The organism is Streptomyces sp. NPDC051214, from assembly GCF_040682375.1.
Taxonomy (GTDB): domain Bacteria; phylum Actinomycetota; class Actinomycetes; order Streptomycetales; family Streptomycetaceae; genus Streptomyces.
Map to the genome: position 1 here is coordinate 525,052 of NZ_JBFBAT010000005.1, position 19,916 is coordinate 544,967.

Genomic DNA, 19,916 nt, shown 5'->3' on the forward strand with positions numbered 1-19,916 from the left:
CGCGGTCAGGTGGCCTTGGCGTTGCGCGCGAGACCGAGCGCGTAGTCGGGCCACCACTGGCCCGCCGCCGGGCCGCCCCGGCACGGTCCGTCGGAGTCGCCGGGCCGCTTGATCCACAGGACGGCGTCGAGCAGAGGCTCACCGGTCCTGTCCGTGGGCGGGGTGCCGAGACCGCGTCCCGGCGGGTTGCACCAGGCGTCCTCGCGGTCGCCGGCGAGGGGGCCCTTGCCGTTGCGGCTGGTGTCCATCACGAAGTGCTTGTCGCCGACGATTCCCGAGAGGCCGCGGCCGTACGCCTTGATGGTCTCGTCGTCCTGGAAGTTCGACACGTTCAGCGAGAAGCCGTCCGCCTGCGCGATCCCCGCCTGTTGGAGCGGCTCGGCGAGCTTGCCCGCCTGGGAGATCCAGCCCGGGTTGCCCGCGTCCAGGTAGACCTTCGTCCGGGGCTGCTGCTTGAGCCGCTGGATGGCGTCGGAGAGCAGTTGGTAGCGCTCGGCGTGGTACTCGGCGGGGGTGCAGCCGTCCACGATGTGCGGGATCGCGTCCGGTTCGAGGATGACGACGGCCGGACGGTCGCCGATGGCCCCCGCGAACGTGTCGATCCACTGCCCGTAGAACTCCGGGCTCTGCGCGCCGCCCGCGGAGTGCTGGCCGCAGTCGCGGTGCGGGATGTTGTACGCGACGAGCACGGCGGTGCGGTCGCCCTGCGCGGCGCCGTCGACGGCCGCCTTGATGTCCGGGGCCGGGTCGTCGCCCGCGGGCCACACGGCCATGGGCTGCTCGGAGATCCGCTTGAGCGCGGCGGCGTCCTGGGTGCGGCCCTCCTGCTCCCACTGCCTGACCTGCCGGGCGGCCGCGCTCTGCGGATCGACCCAGAAGGTGCTCTGCGCTGCCTTCTGGGTGGCCGCGGGGGAGGCGCCGGCCTCGGTGGCCGACCGCTGTTCGCCCTTCGTGCCGGATTCGGAGGAGCACCCGGCCGTGAGCCCGAGGGCCGTGAGGGCCGTGAGTGCGGTGAACGTGCGGAGCAGCCGGTACATCCAGCCCCCTATGGGCGACGGTGACCGGGCAATCGTTACATAACGGCCCAATCACCCCTGGTTACGACACCGGGGCGGGCCGCAGAGGGCCTCAGATGCCCCCGCCGCCCGCCAGCGCGATGCCGAGCGGAGTGCGTTCGTAGAGCACCTGGTGTCCGTACCGCCGCGAGACCAGCAGCCCCGCCCCGCGCAGGGCGCCGAGGTGCGCGGACACGGACGAGGGGGCGAGCCCCAGGCGGTGCGCGAGGGCCGAGGTGGTGGCGGGTTCGTCGAGCGCGGCGAGCACGGAAGCCCTGCCCCGCCCCAGGAGCCGTACGAGCGCTTCGGTGGTGTGCGCGCCCGGCTCGGTCCAGAGCCCGGCGAGGCCGCGCGCGGGATAGACCAGGGTCGGCTGCCAGGGCGGTTCGTGGCCGCCCACCACGTCGGGCCAGGCGAAGACGCTGGGCATCAGGACCAGGCCCTGCCCCGCCAGATGCCGCACATGGTCGCCACGGCGGGCGACGGTCAGGGTGCCCGCGTCCCAGGCGAACCGCGGGTCGAGTTCGGCGACCAGCGCGCCGAGGCCGACCTCCGCGAGCCGCCGCGAGTGGAAGGCGACGTCCGCCTCCAGAAGCGCGCGGAGCCGTGGCCAGTCCGGCTCGACCAGGGTGCGCCAGGCGGCCTCCACGGCGTCGGCCAAGTCCCGCACCGCGCGCACGGGATCGGCGAGCAGCGCGCGCCCCGCCGGGGACTCGGCGGCCCCCGGGGTGCAGGCCAGCGCCCGCGCCAGTTCCTCCCGCGCGGCCTCGGGGTCGGCCGCGCGCACGGCCGCGATCTCCTCGTCGAAGGTGGCGGCGGGGCCGATGGGCGGCGGGCCGATGAAGTCCGGGGTGTAGCCGCGCACCGGCATCAGGAGCCACAGGGTCTCCAGTTCGAGCCCGGCGCCCGCCCCGCGGATCCGCCGCAGCCACTGCGGGTGGTAGCCGTGCCGCTCGGGCCGCTTCAGGGTGCGCACGGCCTCCTGCGTCTCCCACAGCGGCGACACGGCGAACCGGCACCGCAGGAGATCGTCGGGACCGAAGTGCAGCCGGTTCGGCACGCGTTCACCCCCATGTTTCGCCTGTGACCGAAACTCTAGGGCGGCGGGCACGCGCGCGTGCAGGGTGCGGGCATGCCCGAAGAGAATCCCACCGCGCCCGAACTCAGCACCCCCGAGCCCGCCGCGCCCGAATCCACCGGCTATCTCCGCCTCTTCACGATCCCCGAGTTCCGTGCCGTCTTCCTCGCCCACGCGCTCTCGCTGCTCGGCGTGGTCGTCAGCGAGGTCGCGCTCACCGTGCTCGTGTACGGGCTCACCGGCTCGCCGCTGCTCAGTGCGCTCACCTTCGCCCTGGGGATGCTGCCCTACCTCGTGGGCGGGACGCTGCTGTCCGGGATCGCCGACCGGTACCCGCCGCGCCGGGTGCTCGTGCTGTGCGACGCGGTGTGCGCCGGGTGCGCGGCGCTCATGGCCCTGCCCGCCACGCCCGTCTTCGCCCTGCTCGCGCTGCGGTGCGTCATCGCCCTGGTGTCGCCGGTGTTCAACGGGACGCGGATGGCCACCCTCACCGACATCCTCGGGGACGGTGACCTGTTCATCCTCGGGCGCTCCCTGCTGCGGATCGTCTCGCAGAGCTCCGTGCTCGTCGGATTCGGGCTCGGCGGCGTCCTGCTGACCGTCGTGTCGCCCCGCGGTGCGCTCCTCATCACCGTCTCCACGTTCGCCGCCTCGGCGCTGCTCCTGCGCTGCGGGACCCGGCGCAGGCCCGCGCGCGGGGGTGGCGGCTCCGCCCTGGTGAGGTACTCGCTGAGCGGCGCCGGACGGGTGCTCGGCGACCGGCGGATCAGGGCGCTGCTGCTCCTCCTCTGGGCGCCGCCGATGTTCATGGTCGCCCCCGAGGCGCTGGCCGCTCCGTACGCCGATCAGATCGGAGTCGGCGTCGCGGGCGTCGGACTCCTGATGTGCGCGCTGCCGGTCGGCACGATCGCCGCGGAGCTGTACGCGGGCTCCGTGCTCTCCGCGGCCTCACGCGCCCGCGTGGCCCTGCCGCTCGCCTCCGTCACGCTGCTGCCGCTCACGGTGTACGTGCTCACGCCGGGCCTCCTGTGGGCGATGCTCGCCCTGGCGCTCGCCGGCGCCGGGTCGGCGTACACGCTGGGCGTCGACCGGTGGTTCGTCGACGCGGTCCCCGAGGAGCTGCGGGGGCGGGCGATGACCGTGCACACGGCGGGGCTCATGACGATCCAGGGGGTCGGGATGGCGCTCGCCGGGCTCGCGGCGGAGTTCTTCGCGGTGAGCACCGTCGTCACGGCGTCGGGTGTGCTCGGCACGGTCTGCTGCCTCGCCCTGGCGGCCGAGGTACGCGCCACGCGTCGCACGGCCGACGGCAGACCCGCCACCTCACGGGAACAGACGACCGAATCGCGAGACGGGGCTGACCACCATGTGACCGGCGGGTAAGGTCTTTGGCGTGCCGAAGCCGCTCAGCCTCCCCTTCGATCCCATCGCCCGCGCCGACGAGCTCTGGAAGCAGCGCTGGGGATCCGTTCCGGCCATGGGGGCGATCACCTCGATCATGCGGGCGCACCAGATCCTGCTCGGCGAGGTCGACGCGGTCGTCAAGCCCTACGGACTGACCTTCGCGCGGTACGAGGCGCTGGTTCTGCTCACGTTCTCGCAGGCGGGCGAGTTGCCGATGTCCAAGATCGGCGAGCGCCTCATGGTCCACCCCACGTCCGTCACCAACACCGTCGACCGCCTGGTCAAGTCCGGTCTCGTCGACAAGCGCCCCAATCCGAACGACGGCCGCGGCACGCTGGCCTCCATCACGGAGAAGGGCCGCGAGGTCGTCGAGGCGGCCACCCGCGAGCTGATGGCCATGGACTTCGGGCTCGGGGTGTACGACGCCGAGGAGTGCGCGGAGATCTTCGCGATGCTGCGGCCGCTGCGGGTCGCCGCCGAGGACTTCGAGGAGCAGTAGAACCTCGGGTTCCGCTCGTGCCGGGGCCGCCCGAAGATCGCGCAAAACGGGCCGATACGCTCGTGGGCATGAAGCGATCCGTGCTGACCCGATACCGGGTGATGGCCTACGTCACCGCCGTCATGTTGCTCGTGCTCTGCACCTGCATGATTTTCAAGTACGGCTTCGACAAGGGCGAGGGCCTGACGCTGGTCGTCTCGCAGGTCCACGGCGTCCTCTACATCATCTACCTGATCTTCGCCTTCGACCTGGGCTCCAAGGCGAAGTGGCCGTTCGGCAAGCTCCTGTGGGTGCTGGTGTCCGGCACCATCCCGACGGCCGCGTTCTTCGTCGAGCGCAAGGTCGTGCGCGAGGTCGAGCCGCTGATCGTCGACGGCTCCCCGGCCACCGCGAAGGCGTAACCGCACCGCCACGGAGAGACCCGTGGCGGTGAGCCATCGACATTTACTAGGACGTCCAAGTAAATTCGAGGGTATGGACGCTGACGCCATCGAGGAGGGCCGCCGTCGCTGGCAGGCCCGGTACGACACCGCGAAGAAGCGCGACGCGGATTTCACCACGCTCTCCGGCGACCCGGTCGAGCCGGTCTACGGGCCACGGCCCGGGGACGCCTATGAGGGGTTCGAGCGGATCGGATGGCCCGGCGAATACCCCTTCACCCGCGGACTGCACCCCACCGGCTACCGCGGCCGGACCTGGACCATCCGCCAGTTCGCCGGCTTCGGCAACGCCGAGCAGACGAACGAGCGCTACAAGATGATCCTGGCCGCGGGCGGCGGCGGTCTCTCCGTGGCCTTCGACATGCCGACCCTGATGGGCCGCGACTCCGACGAGCCGCAGTCTCTCGGCGAGGTCGGGCACTGCGGGGTCGCCATCGACTCGGCCGCCGACATGGAGGTCCTCTTCAAGGACATCCCGCTCGGTGACGTCACGACGTCGATGACGATCTCCGGGCCCGCCGTCCCCGTCTTCTGCATGTATCTGGTCGCCGCCGAGCGCCAGGGCGTCGACCCGGGCGTCCTGAACGGCACGCTCCAGACGGACATCTTCAAGGAGTACATCGCGCAGAAGGAGTGGCTCTTCCAGCCCGAGCCGCACCTGCGCCTCATCGGCGACCTCATGGAGCACTGCGCGCGCGACATCCCCGCGTACAAGCCCCTTTCGGTCTCCGGCTATCACATCCGCGAGGCCGGGGCGACGGCCGCGCAGGAGCTCGCGTACACCCTCGCGGACGGCTTCGGGTACGTCGAGCTCGGCCTGAGCCGCGGCATGGACGTCGACGTCTTCGCGCCGGGGCTCAGCTTCTTCTTCGACGCGCACCTGGACTTCTTCGAGGAGATCGCCAAGTTCCGCGCCGCCCGCCGCATCTGGGCCCGCTGGATGCGGGACGTGTACGGCGCGAAGACGGACAAGGCCCAGTGGCTGCGCTTCCACACGCAGACCGCGGGCGTCTCGCTCACCGCGCAGCAGCCCTACAACAACGTCGTACGTACGGCTGTCGAGGCCCTCTCCGCGGTCCTCGGCGGCACGAACTCCCTGCACACGAACGCCCTCGACGAGACCCTCGCGCTGCCGAGCGAGCAGGCCGCCGAGATCGCGCTGCGCACGCAGCAGGTGCTCATGGAGGAGACCGGCGTCGCGAACGTGGCGGACCCGCTGGGCGGCTCCTGGTACGTCGAGCAGCTCACCGACCGCATCGAGGCCGACGCCGAGAAGATCTTCGAGCAGATCAAGGAGCGGGGGCGCCGGGCGCACCCGGACGGGCAGCACCCGATCGGGCCGATCACCTCCGGCATCCTGCGGGGCATCGAGGACGGCTGGTTCACCGGCGAGATCGCCGAGTCCGCCTTCCAGTACCAGCAGTCCCTGGAGAAGGGCGACAAGCGCGTGGTGGGCGTGAACGTCCACCATGGTTCCGTCACCGGTGACCTGGAGATCCTGCGGGTCTCTCATGAGGTCGAGCGGGAGCAGGTCAAGGTCCTCGGGGTCCGGAAGGGGGCGCGGGACGATGCGCGCGTTCGGGCCTCGCTCGATGCCATGCTGGCCGCTGCGCGGGGCGGGACGAACATGATTCCGCCCATGCTGGAGGCGGTCCGTGCGGAGGCGACTCTCGGGGAGATCTGTGGCGTCCTGCGGGACGAGTGGGGGATTTATACCGAACCGCCGGGGTTCTAGTTCGGGTGCTTTCGGTGCGTGGGGAGCTGCGGGGCCGTTGTGGCTGGTCGCGCAGTTCCCCGCGCCCCTTAAGGGCCCCTGCGGGCCCCCTCAGGGGCTGCGGGATTCGGCGGAAAGTCGTGGGTGTCAGATGCGCGGGGCTGGGTAGGCACCGCCCGTCCACCCGCCCTGCCCCTGGAGTCACCCTGTGTCACCCGTGAGCCTGCCCGGACCCACCCGTACCGCCGTGATCGCCATCGGAGCGGCGACGCTCACCCTGCTCGGTGCGCTGACGGTGTACGGCTCCGGAGAGGTGAGCGCGAGCCCGCCCGCCGAGCCGAAGGTGCAGGACACCTTCGACTCGCTGGGCCCCGACGTGCACGCGGCGAAGCTCTCCAACGGCCGGACGGCTCACTACTCCGACACCGGGAACAAGAAGGGCAAGCCCGTCCTGTTCATAGGCGGCACCGGCACCAGCGCCCGCGCGGCGCACATGACGGACTTCTTCCGCACGACCCGCGAGGACCTGGGGCTGCGCCTCATCTCCGTCGAGCGCAACGGCTTCGGCGACACGGAGTACGACGAGAAGCTCGGCAAGGCCGACTTCGCCGACGACACCCTCGAAGTCCTCGACAAGCTCGGTGTGGACGACGTCAGTGTGATCGCGATCTCCGGCGGCGGGCCGTACGCCGCGGAGCTCGCCGGGCGCGCCCCCGAGCGCGTGTCGGCCCTGCACCTCGCCGCCGCCCTGCCGCCGTACGGCACGAAGCCCGCGTACTGCTCGATGTCCGACGACGAGCTCGCCGCCACGGTGAAGGACTCGATCAGGGACCCGCGCAAGTGGTGGGCGTTCCCCGACGACAGCCCCGTGAAGTCGATCCCGGGCTTCGCCGACACGGCGTACGAGGAAGGCGCGCGCACCTACAACCAGCGCGGCCAGCAGGCGGACCCCGCGCCGCAGGTGCACGAGCAGAAGCTGTACTGCGGGCGCCCGGGACCGGACCTGAAGAAGCTCGACGCCCCCGTCTACCTCTACGGCGGCAAGAAGGACACGACCGTGCCGCCGGCCACCCTCAAGACCTGGCAGGACGAGCTGCCGGGCAAGGCGAAGGTGCGCACGTACGCGGACTCCGGGCACGACGTGCAGTACCGCCACTGGGACCAGATCCTGGTCGACTTGGCGGGACACGGCGACCGCACGGTGATCTGCCGCGGCAAGCACACGCGCGTCATGCCCGCCGGAGAAGCGGACCGCCTCGTCGCGAAGGGCCGCGCCGAGCTCGGCAGCTGTGCCTGGAAGAACTAGAGCGTCAGCCTGAACAGCGCGCCGCCGCCCGGTGCCCTCTCCGCCGAGAGTTCCGCTCCGTGTGCGTGGGCGATCTGGCGGGCCATCGCGAGGCCGAGGCCCGAGCCAGGCAGGGCGCGGGCCTTCTCGGCGCGGTAGAAGCGGTCGAAGACGTACGGCAGGTCCTCCTCCGCGATGCCGGGCCCGTGGTCGCGGACCGTCAGCGCGGCGGGGGAGAGGGAGACCTCCACGGGCGTGCCCGGCGGGCTGAACTTGGCCGCGTTGTCCAGGAGGTTGGTGACGAGGCGGGACAGGCGCGCCGGAACCCCGGGGATGCTCACGCCCGCGGCCTCCGGCGTCACGTGCAGCGTGAACGGCACCTGCGGCCAGTGGCCGCGCGCCGCGTCCACGACATGCGTGACCAGCGGAGCGAGCCGCACCTCCTCCAGGAGGGGCTGCGGCTCCTCGTCGCGGGCCAGCTCGATCAGGTCGTTGACCATGCCGGTGACCTCGCGGAGCTGCCGGGCGAGCGCCCCGGACGCCCGCTCGCGCTGGGCCTCGGTCAACCGGTCGGCGCGGGCGAGGAGTTCGGCGTTGGTGCGCAGCGCGGTCAGCGGCGTCCGCAGCTCGTGCGAGGCGTCGGCGACCAGGCGGCGGCGTGCGGTGACCGACTCCTCCAGCTCGGCCAGCATCGCGTTGAACGAGGCGGCGAGCCGGGTCACCTCGTCCTCGCGGCCCGGTGGCCCCGGCGGCAGCTCGATGCGGTGGCGGGCGTCGCGCGTCGCCGCGATGCGCTCGGCCGTGGCCGTGAGGCGGGCGACCGGGGCGAGGCCGGTGCGCGAGACCCAGTAGCCGCCGAGCCCCGACAGGAGCACTCCGGCGCCGCCCACCGCGGAGAGCAGCCCCGCGGCCTGCCGCACCCCGCGCTCGGCGATGTCGGCGCGCAGGGCGACCTGGACGGCGTCGCCCTTGCCGTAGGTGGTCGTGTACATCCGCGTCGGCTTCCCCTGGAAGGTGAGGCTCGTGTAGTACGGCCCCGCCTTTCCGGCCGCGACCCTGCGCGTGGACTCGCTCACCGGCAGCAGATACGGCTTCGACGGGTCGTCCGCGGGGTCGGCGGGGACGATCTGCGAGCAGGCGGGAGAGCCCAGGTAGCGGCATTCGCCGGTGACGACGCCCGGTTCGTTGTCGAAGTTCCGCTGCTGGGCGATGAGGGTCGCCGACTGGGCGAGGTTCTGGTCGAGTTGCTGGTAGAGCTTGTAGCGGATGACGAGGAACGCGGCCACGCACACCCCGACCGCGACCAGGGCGACGGCCGCCGCCGCGGCGAGCGCGAGCCGGGTGCGCAGCGGGCGCCTGCGCCGCCACCGGGCGCCGAGCCTGCGCCGGGCGCTCACGGGCTGCCCAGCCGGTAGCCGACGCCGTGCACGGTGTGCACGAGCCGCGGTTCGCCGCCCGACTCCAGCTTGCGGCGCAGGTAACCGACGTACACGGCGAGGGAGTTGGAGTCGGGGCCGAAGTCGCGCCCCCAGACCGACTCCTGGATGAGTTCGCGCGGAAGGACCTGCCCGGCGTTGCGCAGGAGCAGTTCGAGCAGGGCGGCCTCGGTGCGGCTGAACTCGACCGTGCGGTGGCCGCGGCGGCCGGTGCGGGTCGACGGCTCGAGCACGAGGTCGCCGTACGCGAGATCGTCGCCGTCGGCCGCGGAGAGCTGCTCGGGGGCGGCGCGGCGCAGCAGGGCGCGGACGCGGGCGACGAGCTCGTCCAGGGCGAAGGGCTTCACCAGGTAGTCGTCGGCGCCCTCGTCGAGGCCGTCGACACGCTCGCTCACCGAGCCGAGGGCGGTGAGGACGAGGACGGGGGTGCGGTCGCCGAGGGCGCGCATCTGACGGCACACGGCGAGGCCGTCCATCACCGGCATCATCACGTCGAGGACCACGAGGTCCGGCTCCCAGCGGGCGATGGCACCGAGCGCGCGGCTGCCGTCCACGGCACCGCGCACCAGGTGCCCCTCGATCGTGAGGCCGTCCTCCACCGCCGCGCGGACCTCGGGATCGTCGTCGACCACGAGGATCTTGGCGGGCGGCGGGCCGCCGCCGGTCGCGGGCGGGCCCGGCCTGCTGGTGAGACTCATGGACCCAAGGTGCCAAACGCGGCTCTTAAAACCCTCTTAGACCTGCTCGTGATGCTCCATTGCCATGCGAACACCCGATATGCGATCTCCCGAGGCAGGGGCCCGTACCCACGGGCGGGCCCCTCTCTCCGTCGTCATCGGCGCGGGCGGCACCGGCGGACACATCTATCCCGGGCTCGCCCTCGCCGACGCCCTGCGCCGGGCGGTGCCGGGCGCGGTCGTCTCCTTCGTCGGCACCGAACGGGGCCTGGAGACCCGGCTGATACCGGAGGCCGGATACCGCCTGCACACCGTCGACATGATTCCGTTCGACCCCTCGCTCGGCGCCAAGCGGTTCCTGCTGCCCGCCGCCCTGGTGAAGTCCGGGGCGCAGTGCCGGGCGATCCTGCGGGAGCAGGGCGCGCAGGTGGCCGTCGGGATGGGCGGCTACCCGAGCGCTCCCGTCATCGTCGGCGCCAGGATGGCCGGCCTTCCCAGCCTCATCCACGAGTCCAACGCCGTCCCCGGCCGCGCCAACCGTTTCGCGGCCCGCCTCACCCCGAACATCGCCGTCGCCTTCGACCGCAGCCGGGAGCATCTGCCGGGCGGCGAGCGGGCGTACACCACCGGGATGCCCATCGCGGCGCCGCTCGCCGCGCTCGACCGGGGCGCGCTGCGGGCCGAGGCACGGCGGGAGTACGGGGTTCCTGACGCGGCCCGGCTGCTGCTGTCCAACGGCGGCAGTCTCGGCGCCGCGCGTCTCACCGAGGCGGCCGTGGGGCTCGCCGCGCGCTGGCGGCACCGCACCGACGTACAGCTCCTGATCAAGACGGGGCCCGCCGCGCTCGACGAGACGCGGCGGCGCCTGGTGGAGGCGGGCGTGGAGGCGACCGCGCGGGCCGTGCCGTACCTCGACCGGATGGACCTCGCGTACGCGGCCGCCGATCTGGTGGTCTGCCGCGCCGGTTCGGCGACCGTCGCCGAGCTCGCCGCCACCGGGGTGCCCGCCGTCCTCGTCCCCTATCCGCACGCCCCGGGCGACCACCAGACCCACAACGCGCGGGTCCTGTCCGACGCGGGCGCGGGCTTGTTGCTGCCCGACGGCGAGACGACCGCCGCGCGGCTCGCGGAACTCGTCGGGCCGCTGCTCGCCGATCCGGCGCGGCTCGCCGCGATGAGCGGGGCGGCCGATCCGGGCCCGCACGCGCGGGCCGCCGACCTGCTCGCCGAGCAGGTCATCCGACTCACCCACCACACACCGCACTTGGAGTACGCATGAGCAGCAGCGAGAACACCTTCAGCTGGGCGGGCCGCACGGTCCTGGTCACCGGGGCGGAGGGCTTCATCGGCTCGACGCTCGTCGACCTGCTCCTGGAACAGGGCGCGAAGGTCCGCGCCTTCGTGCACTACAAGCCGTACGCGGAGAAGGGCCACCTCGCGCATCTGCTCGGGGACCCGCGGGTCGAGATGCTCGCGGGGGACGTGCGGGACGCGGGGCGTGTGATGGACGCGGTGGAGGGCTGCGACACGGTCTTCCATCTGGCCGCGCTGATCGGGATCCCGTACTCGTACGACTCACCGGGGGCGTACGTCCAGACGAACGTCGTCGGCACGGAGAACGTGGCGGAGGCGTGCAGGCGGCACGACGTGCGGCGGCTCGTCCACACCTCCACGAGCGAGGTGTACGGGACGGCGCTGACGGCGCCCATCAGCGAGGACCACCCCCTCCAGCCCCAGTCCCCGTACTCCGCGTCGAAGATCGGCGCCGACATGATGGCGCTCTCGCACTGGCACGCCTTCGAGCTGCCGGTGACGGTCGTACGCCCCTTCAACACCTACGGCCCGCGGCAGTCGGCCCGCGCGGTGATCCCCACGATCCTCGCCCAACTGCACTCCGGCGCCCGGCAGATCAAGCTCGGCTCGCTCACGCCCACCCGCGACTTCACGTACGTCACGGACACCGCCCATGGCTTCATGGCCCTGGCGGCGTGCGATGCGGCCCTGGGCCACGCGGTGAACCTCGGCGTGGGCCGGGAGATCTCCGTCGGGGACCTGGCGCACGCGCTGATCGAGGCGTCGGGGCGCGAGGCGGAGGTGGTCGTGGACCCGTCCAGGCTGCGTCCGTCGGGCAGCGAGGTCCAGCGGCTCCTGTCCGACAACTCACGGGCGATGCGATGGGCGGGCTGGACGCCCGAGGTCTCCCTGACGGAGGGCCTGAAGCGGACATCGGAGTGGGTCGCCGAGAACCTCCGCCTCTTCGCCCCGGACCGCTACCAGGTCTGACTCGCGGCCGCCGCGAGGCCGCCGAGCAGAAGCAGCGTGAAGCGGCGGGCCCAGTCCTCGTCGACCGGTTCCGCGCTGACCAGGGCGCGGTGGACCACCGCCCCCGCGATCACGTCGAAGATGAGGTCGGCGGTCCGCCCCGCCGCGGCCGGGTCGGGTTCCGCGGGGAGCTCACCGCGCTCCTGCGCCCGCTTGCGGCCCGCGAGGACAAGACGCTTCTGGCGGTCCACGATCGACGTACGGATGCGCTCGCGCAGCGGCTCGTCCGACGTCGACTCGGCCACCACCGCCATCAGCGCGGTCTTCGTCTCGGGACGGCCGAGCAGCGCCGCGAACTGCAGCACCACACCCTCGATGTCCGCGGCCAGGCTGCCGCGGTCCGGCAGCTCCAACTCGTCGAACAGCTCCGCCACCGCGTCCACGACCAGCTCGCTCTTGCCCGCCCAGCGCCGGTACAGGGTCGTCTTGGCGACGCCCGCACGCGTGGCGACGTCCCCCAGCGTCAGCTTGGACCAGCCGAGCTCGACCAGGGCCTGGCGGGTCGACTCCAGGATCGCGGTGTCCGCCGCGGCGTTGCGGGGGCGGCCGCCGGTGCGGGCGGGCGGGGGAATGCGGCTCTGCATCCCGCGACCATACCGGCCAGTACGGAATCGGCCCGAGCGCGGGCGAGTGAGCCAGATCACCGAAGTTCTCGCAGGTCCGCCGTCCACAGCGCCACGCATGGCAGTTACGCTACGACTCGTAGCGAAAGAGAAGTGGGCGAGATGAACGGCAACTCCTCGGCGCCCACTTTCTTTCGCCGCGAACGAACAGCGACCACCACAGCAGCACGCACCGGCACAGGGTGGGGACCCTGCGCCACAACCATCGGTCCTCCTCGGGACCTTGGCGCCACGGCCGTCCGCGGACCCGCAATCCGGCGGGGGGTCTCGGACGGGCGCGGTTCCCGCACGGCTTGGGGGAGGATGTACTCATGCAGCCACGGAACATGTCCATGAGCGGAGTCGTCGACCTCGCCGCCGTGAAGGCGGCCCAGGAGGCCAAGGCGAAGGCGGAGCAGGCGCGCGCCGAAGCCGCCAGGCAGGGTGGGGGCGCCGTCTCGGGCGTCTCGCCGTCCAGCCTCGTCATCGACGTAGACGAGGCCGGTTTTGAGCGCGAGGTCCTGCAGCGCTCCACCGAAGTGCCCGTCGTCATCGACTTCTGGGCCGAGTGGTGCGAGCCGTGCAAGCAGCTGAGCCCGCTGCTCGAAGGCCTCGCGCGGGAGTACAACGGCCGTTTCGTCCTCGCCAAGATCGACGTCGACGCCAATCAGATGCTGATGCAGCAGTTCGGGGTCCAGGGGATCCCGGCCGTCTTCGCGGTGGTGGCCGGCCAGGCCCTGCCGCTCTTCCAGGGCGCGGCCCCGGTGGAGCAGATCCGCCAGACCCTGGACCAGCTGATCCAGGTCGGCGAGGAGCGCTTCGGCCTGACCGGCCTCACCGTCGACCCGGACGCCCAGGGCGGGGAGCAGCAGGAAGCCCCCGTCGCCGAGGTGCCCGCGGGACCGCACGACGCCCTGCTCGAAGCCGCCGTACAGGCGCTGGACGCGGGTGACTTGGGCGGCGCGGTGCAGGCGTACCGCAACGTACTGAACGACGACCCGGGCAACACCGAGGCGAAGCTCGGTCTGGCCCAGGCCGAACTGCTGCAGCGCGTCGAGGGCCTGGACCCGCAGCAGGTCCGCAAGGACGCCGCCGACCGGCCCGCGGACGTGGCCGCGCAGATCGCCGCCGCCGACCTGGACCTGGTGGGCGGTCATGTGGAGGACGCCTTCGGGCGGCTCATCGACGCGGTGCGCCGCACGGCGGGCGACGACCGTGACGCGGCGCGCGTGCGACTGCTCGAACTCCTCGAGGTGGTCGGCTCGGACGACCCGCGGGTGACCGCGGCGCGCACGCAGCTCGCGCGGGTTCTCTTCTGATCCGTTTCCCGGGCCGTTCGCTGACCAGTCCCTAAACGCCGGGGCTTGTGATGCCCGAGTGAAAATTCGCCGTCAGGGCGACACAGTGGCCGCGCTTTACCAAAACTTGGTAAACGCGGCCACTGTTACTTGGAGTAAGACCAGGTCGGTCTTCTGTCCTGGTGTGCCCTTCAACATCCCGTTCTGCTCCTGCCCATGGGTGCACCGTCTGTGGCCGACCGATACCGGGCGGTCGTGGTTCGGTTATCGCGCCGTTACTAGCCAGTAACGAACCCCCTTGTGCGGCGACCGAGAATGCACCACGATCGGCGACGCTCGGTCCAATAACCCGCAGCCCGAAAGCCAGTCGGGAGCGGGCTTTCTGGGTCCCCACCGAGCAGGCCGGAGACACCCCGTCGCCGGTCTAGGACAGGGGGGTCTCTGCCGTCCGGCAGGGCCTGTCCGGCAGGTTGTGCGTGTCGCGTGCGACCAGTGGTTGTCGCTCGGGGGTGATCTCCCGAGGACGTAGCGCTTCTCCCATCCCTGCCCGGCTGAGCCGTCCCTACGGCAGCAGCGCGGGCCGGAGATGTACGTCCGAGAAGGAGGAAAGTCATGGAGTCCGTGGCTCGTGGCGGAACCAGATGGAAGCGGTTCGCCGTAGTCATGGTGCCGAGCGTCGCGGCGACTGCCGCGATAGGCGTGGCCCTCTCGCAGGGTGCACTCGCGGCATCGTTCAGTGTGTCCGGTCAGCAGTTCAAGGTGACTGCCGACCAGCTCGACGGTACGGGTTTCGTCCAGTACGGGGCGCTTGACAGCGGCAAGTCGGGTAACCACCCGGTCGCCGTCGTCGGCCTCGACTCGGCCAAGATCACCAACCTGTGTCAGTCCGTCGTCGTTCCGGTCCCCGTCTTCGGCGATGTGTCGATGACCCTCAAGGCCGGTGGCAAGGGCGGCCCCAGGGTCGAGGCGAAGAAGCTCTACATCGACGCCGATGACCTGAAGGCCGACGCCACGTTCACCAACGTGGACATCGGTGTCTCGATCGACCGGACCACCAAGGGCCCGGGTCCGTCGAAGGGCGACAAGTACGTCCCCGACTCGTTCGCGCAGCAGGCCGACAAGGTGCGGTTCACCGACGTCAAGCAGCGTGCGTGGGCGACCACGGCCGGCACCTTCAAGCTCTCCGGTCTGGCCATGTCGGTCAAGAAGGGCAAGCACGAGTGCTACTGAGGCGCCTGATGCCTTGGCAGCGGCACTTGTCGCTATGAAACGGCCGGGCGCGGGGGCGCACGGATCTTGACCTCGACCGTCCCCGTGCCCGCATCCGCAGGACACAGAACCAACGCCATTCCCCGAGGAGCTGTACGACATGAGCGCCGAAGCGCAAGTGGGACTGGGCGACAAGCTCGGCCGGATGCGCCGATCGTTCCGAGGGTGGCGCGGTCAGCGCCCGTTCTGGGGTGGTCTGCTGACGTTGCTCGGCGGCATCCCGATCATGTACTTCCCGTACGCGAACCTCACGATCGGCACCATGACGATCCGGATGGCGACGACCGCCGGTGCCGGTTCGCTGATCATCGGGGTCCTGCTTGTCGTGCTCGGCCTGACCATGTGGTTCCAGCCGCATTCCCGGATCTTCGCGGGTGTCGCGGCGATTCTGCTCGCCCTGGTCTCTCTGGTGGTCTCCAACTTCGGCGGCTTCGTCGTCGGCTTCCTGCTCGCTCTGCTCGGCGGTGCCCTCGGCATCTCCTGGGCGGCGGACAAGCCGGTGAAGCAGTCCGCGAAGAAGCGGGCCGACGGCTCCGACGACGGGGCGCCGGAGCCCGCGGCCGCGGGGGCCGCGAACGGGGTGAGCGGCACTACGGACGATCTGTCAGGAACGAGCCCGGACAACGGGACGAACGGGAGGCACCGTGCCGGCTGACGAGGTGCACCATGTGGACTCCGCGGGGGAGCCCCGCGCGAGATCCGGGCCGCGCCACGCGGCACCCAGAAAGCCGCTCCTGACCCGCCTGCACGTCCCGGCGGGCAAGGCGATAGCCATCGCGGCCATGCCGACCGCCGTCCTCATGGGCATGGGCCTGACCCCCCAGCTCGCGCAGGCCAAGCCGCTGCCGAAGAACCCGTTCCAGGACGGCCCGTGTGTCACGGCGCCGGACGACGCCTCCGAGGCCACCAAGGACGCCGAGAAGGAAGCCGACAAGGCTGCCGAGGAGAAGGCGGAGAAGGCGGCGAAGGAGCTGGCGGAGAAGAACGCCAAGGACTCGGCCGAGAAGGACGAGGCCGCCGAGCCGACGCCCTCGCCCTCCGCCGGTGACAAGGCGGGCTCGGACGCCGACGGTTCCGGGAAGGCCGAGCCGACCCCGTCGCCGTCCGCTTCCGAGGACGACAAGGCCGAGGAGCCCGCCCCGGAGCCCTCCGAGACCAAGAACCCGCTGGACCCGCTGGGTGTCGGACCCGCGCTCAAGGACCTCTTCACGCCTGACGAGAAGGAGTCCGAGAGCCCGAAGCCGACCCCCTCGGCCTCGGAGAAGAGCACGTCCTCCGAGTCCGCCGAGGACAAGGCGAAGGACACGGTCGACGACGTCACCAAGCCCGTCGACGACACCCTCGACGGGGTCAAGGACGGCGTCAAGGACGGTGCCGGCAAGGCCGGGGACACGGTCGACAAGGCCAAGGAAGACGCCGAGAAGGCGGCCGAAGAGGCTGCCGGCAAGGCGGGGTCCGATGAGCCTGCGGCGTCCGCGGACCCGATGGCACCGGACGAGGACGGCAAGAAGCCGTTCCCGTGCGTGGTCGAGAAGAAGGTCGACGGAGAGGCCGAGCAGACGCCCGCGCCGATCCCGAACCAGCCGTGGAACCTGGAGGCCAGTTCGCTCACCCTCAAGGGCGCGGACTACCAGGGCGTCGTGAACCTGACGATGCCCAACGGCAAGACCAAGCAGGCCCTGAAGTACGTCGTCCAGAACACGGACATCGGCGACCTGCACCAGATCGTCGAGGGCCCGGCCGGGAAGAAGTACCACGTCCAGGCCGAGAAGGGCTCCACGTCCACGATCCGTGGCGGCGAGACGACGATGTACACCGAGTCGATCTCCGGCAAGCTCTTCGGCCTGATCCCGATCACGTTCGACCCGGAGCACCCGCCGCCCCTGAACATCCCGCTGATCTACTTCACGGACGTGAAGGTGCAGCAGGCGGGCCAGTTCGGCGGCAACCTGCACGTCCCCGGCCTGAGCCAGACGATCACCGACTGATCTTCACCGGGAGCCGCGAAAGCGCCGAGGGCGCCCCCTGCATCAGGGGGCGCCCTCGGTGTCGTACGGCGGAGGCGGAGCGTCAGTCGCGGCCGACGCCGCCCAGGTGGTGCACCCGGACCATGTTGGTGGTGCCGGGAACACCGGGGGGCGAGCCGGCCGTGATGATCACGGTGTCGCCCTCGTTGAAGCGGTTCAGCTTGACCAGCTCGGCGTCGACGAGGTCGACCATCGCGTCGGTGTTGTCGACGTGCGGCACGACGTACGAGTCGACGCCCCAGCTCAGCGAGAGCTGGTTGCGGGTGGCCTCGTCGGTGGTGAAGGCCAGGATCGGCTGGGCCGCGCGGTAGCGGGAGAGACGGCGGGCCGTGTCACCGGACTGCGTGAAGGCGATCAGTGCCTCGCCGCCGAGGAAGTCGGCGATCTCGCACGCGGCACGGGCCACCGAACCACCCTGCGTACGCGGCTTCTTGCCGGGCACGAGCGGCTGCAGGCCCTTGGCGAGCAGCTCCTCCTCGGCCGCCGCGACGATCTTCGACATCGTCTTGACGGTCTCGATCGGGTAGGCGCCCACGGACGACTCGGCGGACAGCATGACCGCGTCCGCACCGTCCAGGATCGCGTTGGCGACGTCGGACGCCTCGGCGCGCGTGGGGCGCGAGTTGGTGATCATCGACTCCATCATCTGGGTCGCGACGATCACCGGCTTGGCGTTGCGGCGGCACATCTCCACGAGGCGCTTCTGCACCATCGGGACCTTCTCGAGCGGGTACTCGACGGCCAGGTCACCACGGGCGACCATGACGGCGTCGAAGGCCGCGACGACGCCCTCCATGTTGGCGACGGCCTGCGGCTTCTCCACCTTGGCGATGACGGGGACCCGGCGGCCCTCCTCGTCCATCACCTTGTGGACGTCCTTGACGTCGCTCGCGTCGCGCACGAAGGAGAGGGCGACCATGTCGCAACCCATCTTCAGCGCGAAGCGCAGGTCCTCGATGTCCTTCTCGGAGAGCGCGGGCACGTTCACGGCCGCGCCGGGCAGGTTGATGCCCTTGTGGTCGGAGATGACGCCGCCCTCGACGACGATCGTCTTCACCTGCGGCCCGCTCACCTCGACGACCCGCAGCTCGACGTTGCCGTCGTTGATCAGGATCTGGTCGCCCTTGGAGACGTCACCGGGCAGGCCCTTGTACGTGGTGCCACAGATGGACTTGTCGCCGGGGACGTCCTCGGTGGTGATGGTGAACTCGTCACCGCGCACCAGCTCGACGGGACCCTCGGCGAAGGTCTCCAGACGGATCTTCGGACCCTGCAGGTCGGCGAGGACGCCGACGGCACGGCCGGTCTTGTCGGCAGCCGCACGGACGCGGTCGTACCGCCCCTGGTGCTCGGCGTGCGTGCCGTGGCTGAAGTTGAATCGGGCCACGTTCATGCCGGCCTCGATCAGCGAGACGAGCTGCTCTTCGGAGTCGACGGCGGGGCCCAGCGTGCAGACGATTTTGGAACGGCGCATAGGGGCGATCCTATCGGTTTGTTTCGCTTCGGAATATTCCGTCTGGTGGAATCTACAAATGGGCGGAACTGCGCTCAGGCGTTGCGGTGAATATGGGTGATCAATTGCTGTGAATTGCGGTTATGCCGACTCCCCGACCAGTGCGTAGGTCTGCCGCGCGATCTCCAGCTCCTCGTCGGTGGGGACGACGGCGACCGCGACCCGCGCGTATTCCGGTGAGATCAGCCGGGCCTCGTCGGAACGTACGGCGTTGAGTTCACCGTCGACCGCGAGCCCCAGTTCCTCCAGGCCCGCGACGGCAGCCTCCCGCACCGGCGCCGCGTTCTCACCGACCCCCGCCGTGAACGCGACGGCGTCCACCCGGCCGAGCACCGCGTAATAGGCGCCGATGTACTTCTTCAGCCGGTGGATGTAGATGTCGAAGGCGAGCGCGGCCGCCTTGTCGCCACCGTCGATACGGCGCCTGATCTCCCGCATGTCGTTGTCGCCGCAGAGACCGACCAGACCGCTCTTCTTGTTGAGCAGGGTGTCGACCTCGTCGATCGACATCCCGCCGACGCGGGCCAGGTGGAAGACGACCGCCGGGTCCACGTCACCGGAACGGGTACCCATCACGAGCCCCTCAAGCGGCGTGAGCCCCATCGATGTCTCCACGCACCTGCCGCCCCGCACGGCGCTCGCGGAGGCGCCGTTGCCCAGGTGCAGCACGATGACGTTCACGTCCTCGGGCGCCTTGCCGAGCAGCTTGGCGGTCTCCCGGGACACGTACGCGTGCGAGGTCCCGTGGAAGCCGTAGCGCCGCACGCGGTGCTGGTCGGCGGTGGCCACGTCGATCGCGTAACGCGCCGCGGACTCCGGCATCGTCGTGTGGAACGCCGTGTCGAAGACGGCGACCTGCGGCAGGTCGGGGCGCAGCGCCTGCGCCGTGCGGATGCCGGTGATGTTGGCCGGGTTGTGCAGCGGCGCCACCGGCACGAGCCGCTGGATCTCCGCGAGCACCTCGTCCGTGATGACCGTCGGCTCGGTGAACTTCAGGCCGCCGTGCACCACGCGGTGACCGATCGCGGCGAGCTCGGGGGAGTCGAGGCCGAGCCCGTCGGCGGTCAGCTCGGCGGCGACCGCCTTCAGGGCCGCCTCGTGATCGGCGATCGGCTCCTCGCGCTCCCGCTCCTCGCCGCCGTCGGCCAGCGGGGTGTGCTTGAGCCGCGAGGTCTCCTCACCGATGCGCTCCACCAGGCCGACGGCCAGACGTGAGCTGTCCCGCATGTCGAGCAGCTGGTACTTCACCGACGACGAGCCGGAGTTGAGGACGAGGACACGGGTGGCTGTCACGGGT

18 protein-coding genes are annotated in these 19,916 nt (G+C 71.1%); 11 read left to right on the forward strand and 7 right to left on the reverse strand.

Features of this window, described 5'->3' with window-relative positions; translation table 11 throughout:
• Positions 1 to 5: 5 nt before the first annotated feature.
• Both AB0M70_RS16355 and AB0M70_RS16360 read right to left on the reverse strand, forming a co-directional pair.
• Positions 6 to 1,037: a glycoside hydrolase family 6 protein gene (locus AB0M70_RS16355; protein WP_365820626.1), complete on the reverse strand. Its 1,032-nt coding sequence runs from the start codon at positions 1,035 to 1,037 to the stop codon at positions 6 to 8.
• 91 nt (positions 1,038 to 1,128) lie between these two features.
• Positions 1,129 to 2,115 carry a DUF5937 family protein gene (locus AB0M70_RS16360; protein WP_365820628.1) on the reverse strand — a complete coding sequence of 329 codons (987 nt, stop codon included), beginning with the start codon at positions 2,113 to 2,115 and terminating at the stop codon, positions 1,129 to 1,131.
• 72 nt (positions 2,116 to 2,187) lie between these two features.
• Between AB0M70_RS16360 and AB0M70_RS16365 the strand changes: the two genes are divergently transcribed.
• The 5 genes from AB0M70_RS16365 to AB0M70_RS16385 all read left to right on the forward strand — a co-directional run bounded on the left by AB0M70_RS16365 (position 2,188) and on the right by AB0M70_RS16385 (position 7,496).
• A complete protein-coding gene (locus tag AB0M70_RS16365; protein ID WP_365820629.1) occupies positions 2,188 to 3,516 on the forward strand; it encodes an MFS transporter in 1,329 nt (442 codons plus the stop codon).
• A 10-nt stretch (positions 3,517 to 3,526) separates the two neighbouring features.
• Entirely contained in the window at positions 3,527 to 4,036 is a 510-nt protein-coding gene (locus AB0M70_RS16370; protein ID WP_363308244.1) for a MarR family transcriptional regulator, read from the forward strand.
• A 68-nt stretch (positions 4,037 to 4,104) separates the two neighbouring features.
• Positions 4,105 to 4,437, forward strand: coding sequence for a DUF3817 domain-containing protein (locus AB0M70_RS16375; RefSeq protein ID WP_344527649.1), 333 nt, complete (start codon positions 4,105 to 4,107; stop codon positions 4,435 to 4,437).
• A gap of 73 nt (positions 4,438 to 4,510) precedes the next feature.
• A complete protein-coding gene (locus tag AB0M70_RS16380; protein ID WP_365820630.1) occupies positions 4,511 to 6,211 on the forward strand; it encodes a methylmalonyl-CoA mutase family protein in 1,701 nt (566 codons plus the stop codon).
• A gap of 196 nt (positions 6,212 to 6,407) precedes the next feature.
• Positions 6,408 to 7,496 carry an alpha/beta hydrolase gene (locus AB0M70_RS16385; RefSeq protein ID WP_365820631.1) on the forward strand — a complete coding sequence of 363 codons (1,089 nt, stop codon included), beginning with the start codon at positions 6,408 to 6,410 and terminating at the stop codon, positions 7,494 to 7,496.
• On the opposite strand, the gene AB0M70_RS16390 is transcribed toward AB0M70_RS16385, so the two are convergent.
• Both AB0M70_RS16390 and AB0M70_RS16395 read right to left on the reverse strand, forming a co-directional pair.
• A complete protein-coding gene (locus AB0M70_RS16390) occupies positions 7,493 to 8,872 on the reverse strand; it encodes a HAMP domain-containing sensor histidine kinase (protein WP_365820632.1) in 1,380 nt (459 codons plus the stop codon). The two genes, AB0M70_RS16385 and AB0M70_RS16390, sit on opposite strands and share 4 nt — an antisense overlap.
• A complete protein-coding gene (locus AB0M70_RS16395) occupies positions 8,869 to 9,609 on the reverse strand; it encodes a response regulator transcription factor (RefSeq protein WP_365820633.1) in 741 nt (246 codons plus the stop codon). The genes AB0M70_RS16390 and AB0M70_RS16395 overlap by 4 nt, the downstream gene beginning before the upstream one ends.
• A 79-nt stretch (positions 9,610 to 9,688) precedes the next feature.
• Here AB0M70_RS16395 and AB0M70_RS16400 point away from each other — a divergent pair, with 79 nt between their 5' ends.
• Together AB0M70_RS16400 and AB0M70_RS16405 are read left to right on the forward strand one after the other, a co-directional pair.
• Positions 9,689 to 10,867 carry a UDP-N-acetylglucosamine--N-acetylmuramyl-(pentapeptide) pyrophosphoryl-undecaprenol N-acetylglucosamine transferase gene (locus tag AB0M70_RS16400; RefSeq protein ID WP_365820697.1) on the forward strand — a complete coding sequence of 393 codons (1,179 nt, stop codon included), beginning with the start codon at positions 9,689 to 9,691 and terminating at the stop codon, positions 10,865 to 10,867.
• Positions 10,864 to 11,871: a GDP-mannose 4,6-dehydratase gene (locus AB0M70_RS16405; protein WP_365820634.1), complete on the forward strand. Its 1,008-nt coding sequence runs from the start codon at positions 10,864 to 10,866 to the stop codon at positions 11,869 to 11,871. Before AB0M70_RS16400 ends, AB0M70_RS16405 begins: the two co-directional genes overlap by 4 nt.
• Here AB0M70_RS16405 and AB0M70_RS16410 read toward each other — a convergent pair.
• The gene (locus AB0M70_RS16410) at positions 11,859 to 12,494 is read right to left on the reverse strand and encodes a TetR/AcrR family transcriptional regulator (RefSeq protein ID WP_365820635.1); all 636 of its coding nucleotides are present in this window, start codon (positions 12,492 to 12,494) and stop codon (positions 11,859 to 11,861) included. The genes AB0M70_RS16405 and AB0M70_RS16410 overlap by 13 nt on opposite strands.
• Positions 12,495 to 12,844: 350 nt before the next feature.
• Here AB0M70_RS16410 and AB0M70_RS16415 point away from each other — a divergent pair, with 350 nt between their 5' ends.
• From AB0M70_RS16415 to AB0M70_RS16430, 4 genes are all read left to right on the forward strand, one after another.
• Positions 12,845 to 13,831, forward strand: coding sequence for a tetratricopeptide repeat protein (locus AB0M70_RS16415; protein ID WP_365820636.1), 987 nt, complete (start codon positions 12,845 to 12,847; stop codon positions 13,829 to 13,831).
• Positions 13,832 to 14,422: 591 nt separating this feature from the next.
• Positions 14,423 to 15,040: a DUF6230 family protein gene (locus tag AB0M70_RS16420; RefSeq protein ID WP_363209339.1), complete on the forward strand. Its 618-nt coding sequence runs from the start codon at positions 14,423 to 14,425 to the stop codon at positions 15,038 to 15,040.
• Positions 15,041 to 15,179: 139 nt separating this feature from the next.
• On the forward strand, positions 15,180 to 15,734 hold the full coding sequence (locus AB0M70_RS16425) for a DUF6114 domain-containing protein (RefSeq protein ID WP_365820637.1): 555 nt from the start codon (positions 15,180 to 15,182) through the stop codon (positions 15,732 to 15,734).
• Positions 15,724 to 17,067: a hypothetical protein gene (locus tag AB0M70_RS16430; protein WP_365820638.1), complete on the forward strand. Its 1,344-nt coding sequence runs from the start codon at positions 15,724 to 15,726 to the stop codon at positions 17,065 to 17,067. Before AB0M70_RS16425 ends, AB0M70_RS16430 begins: the two co-directional genes overlap by 11 nt.
• An 82-nt stretch (positions 17,068 to 17,149) precedes the next feature.
• Here AB0M70_RS16430 and pyk read toward each other — a convergent pair whose 3' ends face one another.
• Both pyk and AB0M70_RS16440 read right to left on the reverse strand, forming a co-directional pair.
• Positions 17,150 to 18,580, reverse strand: coding sequence for a pyruvate kinase (pyk, locus tag AB0M70_RS16435; RefSeq protein ID WP_365820639.1), 1,431 nt, complete (start codon positions 18,578 to 18,580; stop codon positions 17,150 to 17,152).
• Between the two features lie 120 nt (positions 18,581 to 18,700).
• Positions 18,701 to 19,912, reverse strand: coding sequence for an acetate kinase (locus AB0M70_RS16440; RefSeq protein WP_365820640.1), 1,212 nt, complete (start codon positions 19,910 to 19,912; stop codon positions 18,701 to 18,703).
• Between the last annotated feature and the right edge of the window lie 4 nt (positions 19,913 to 19,916).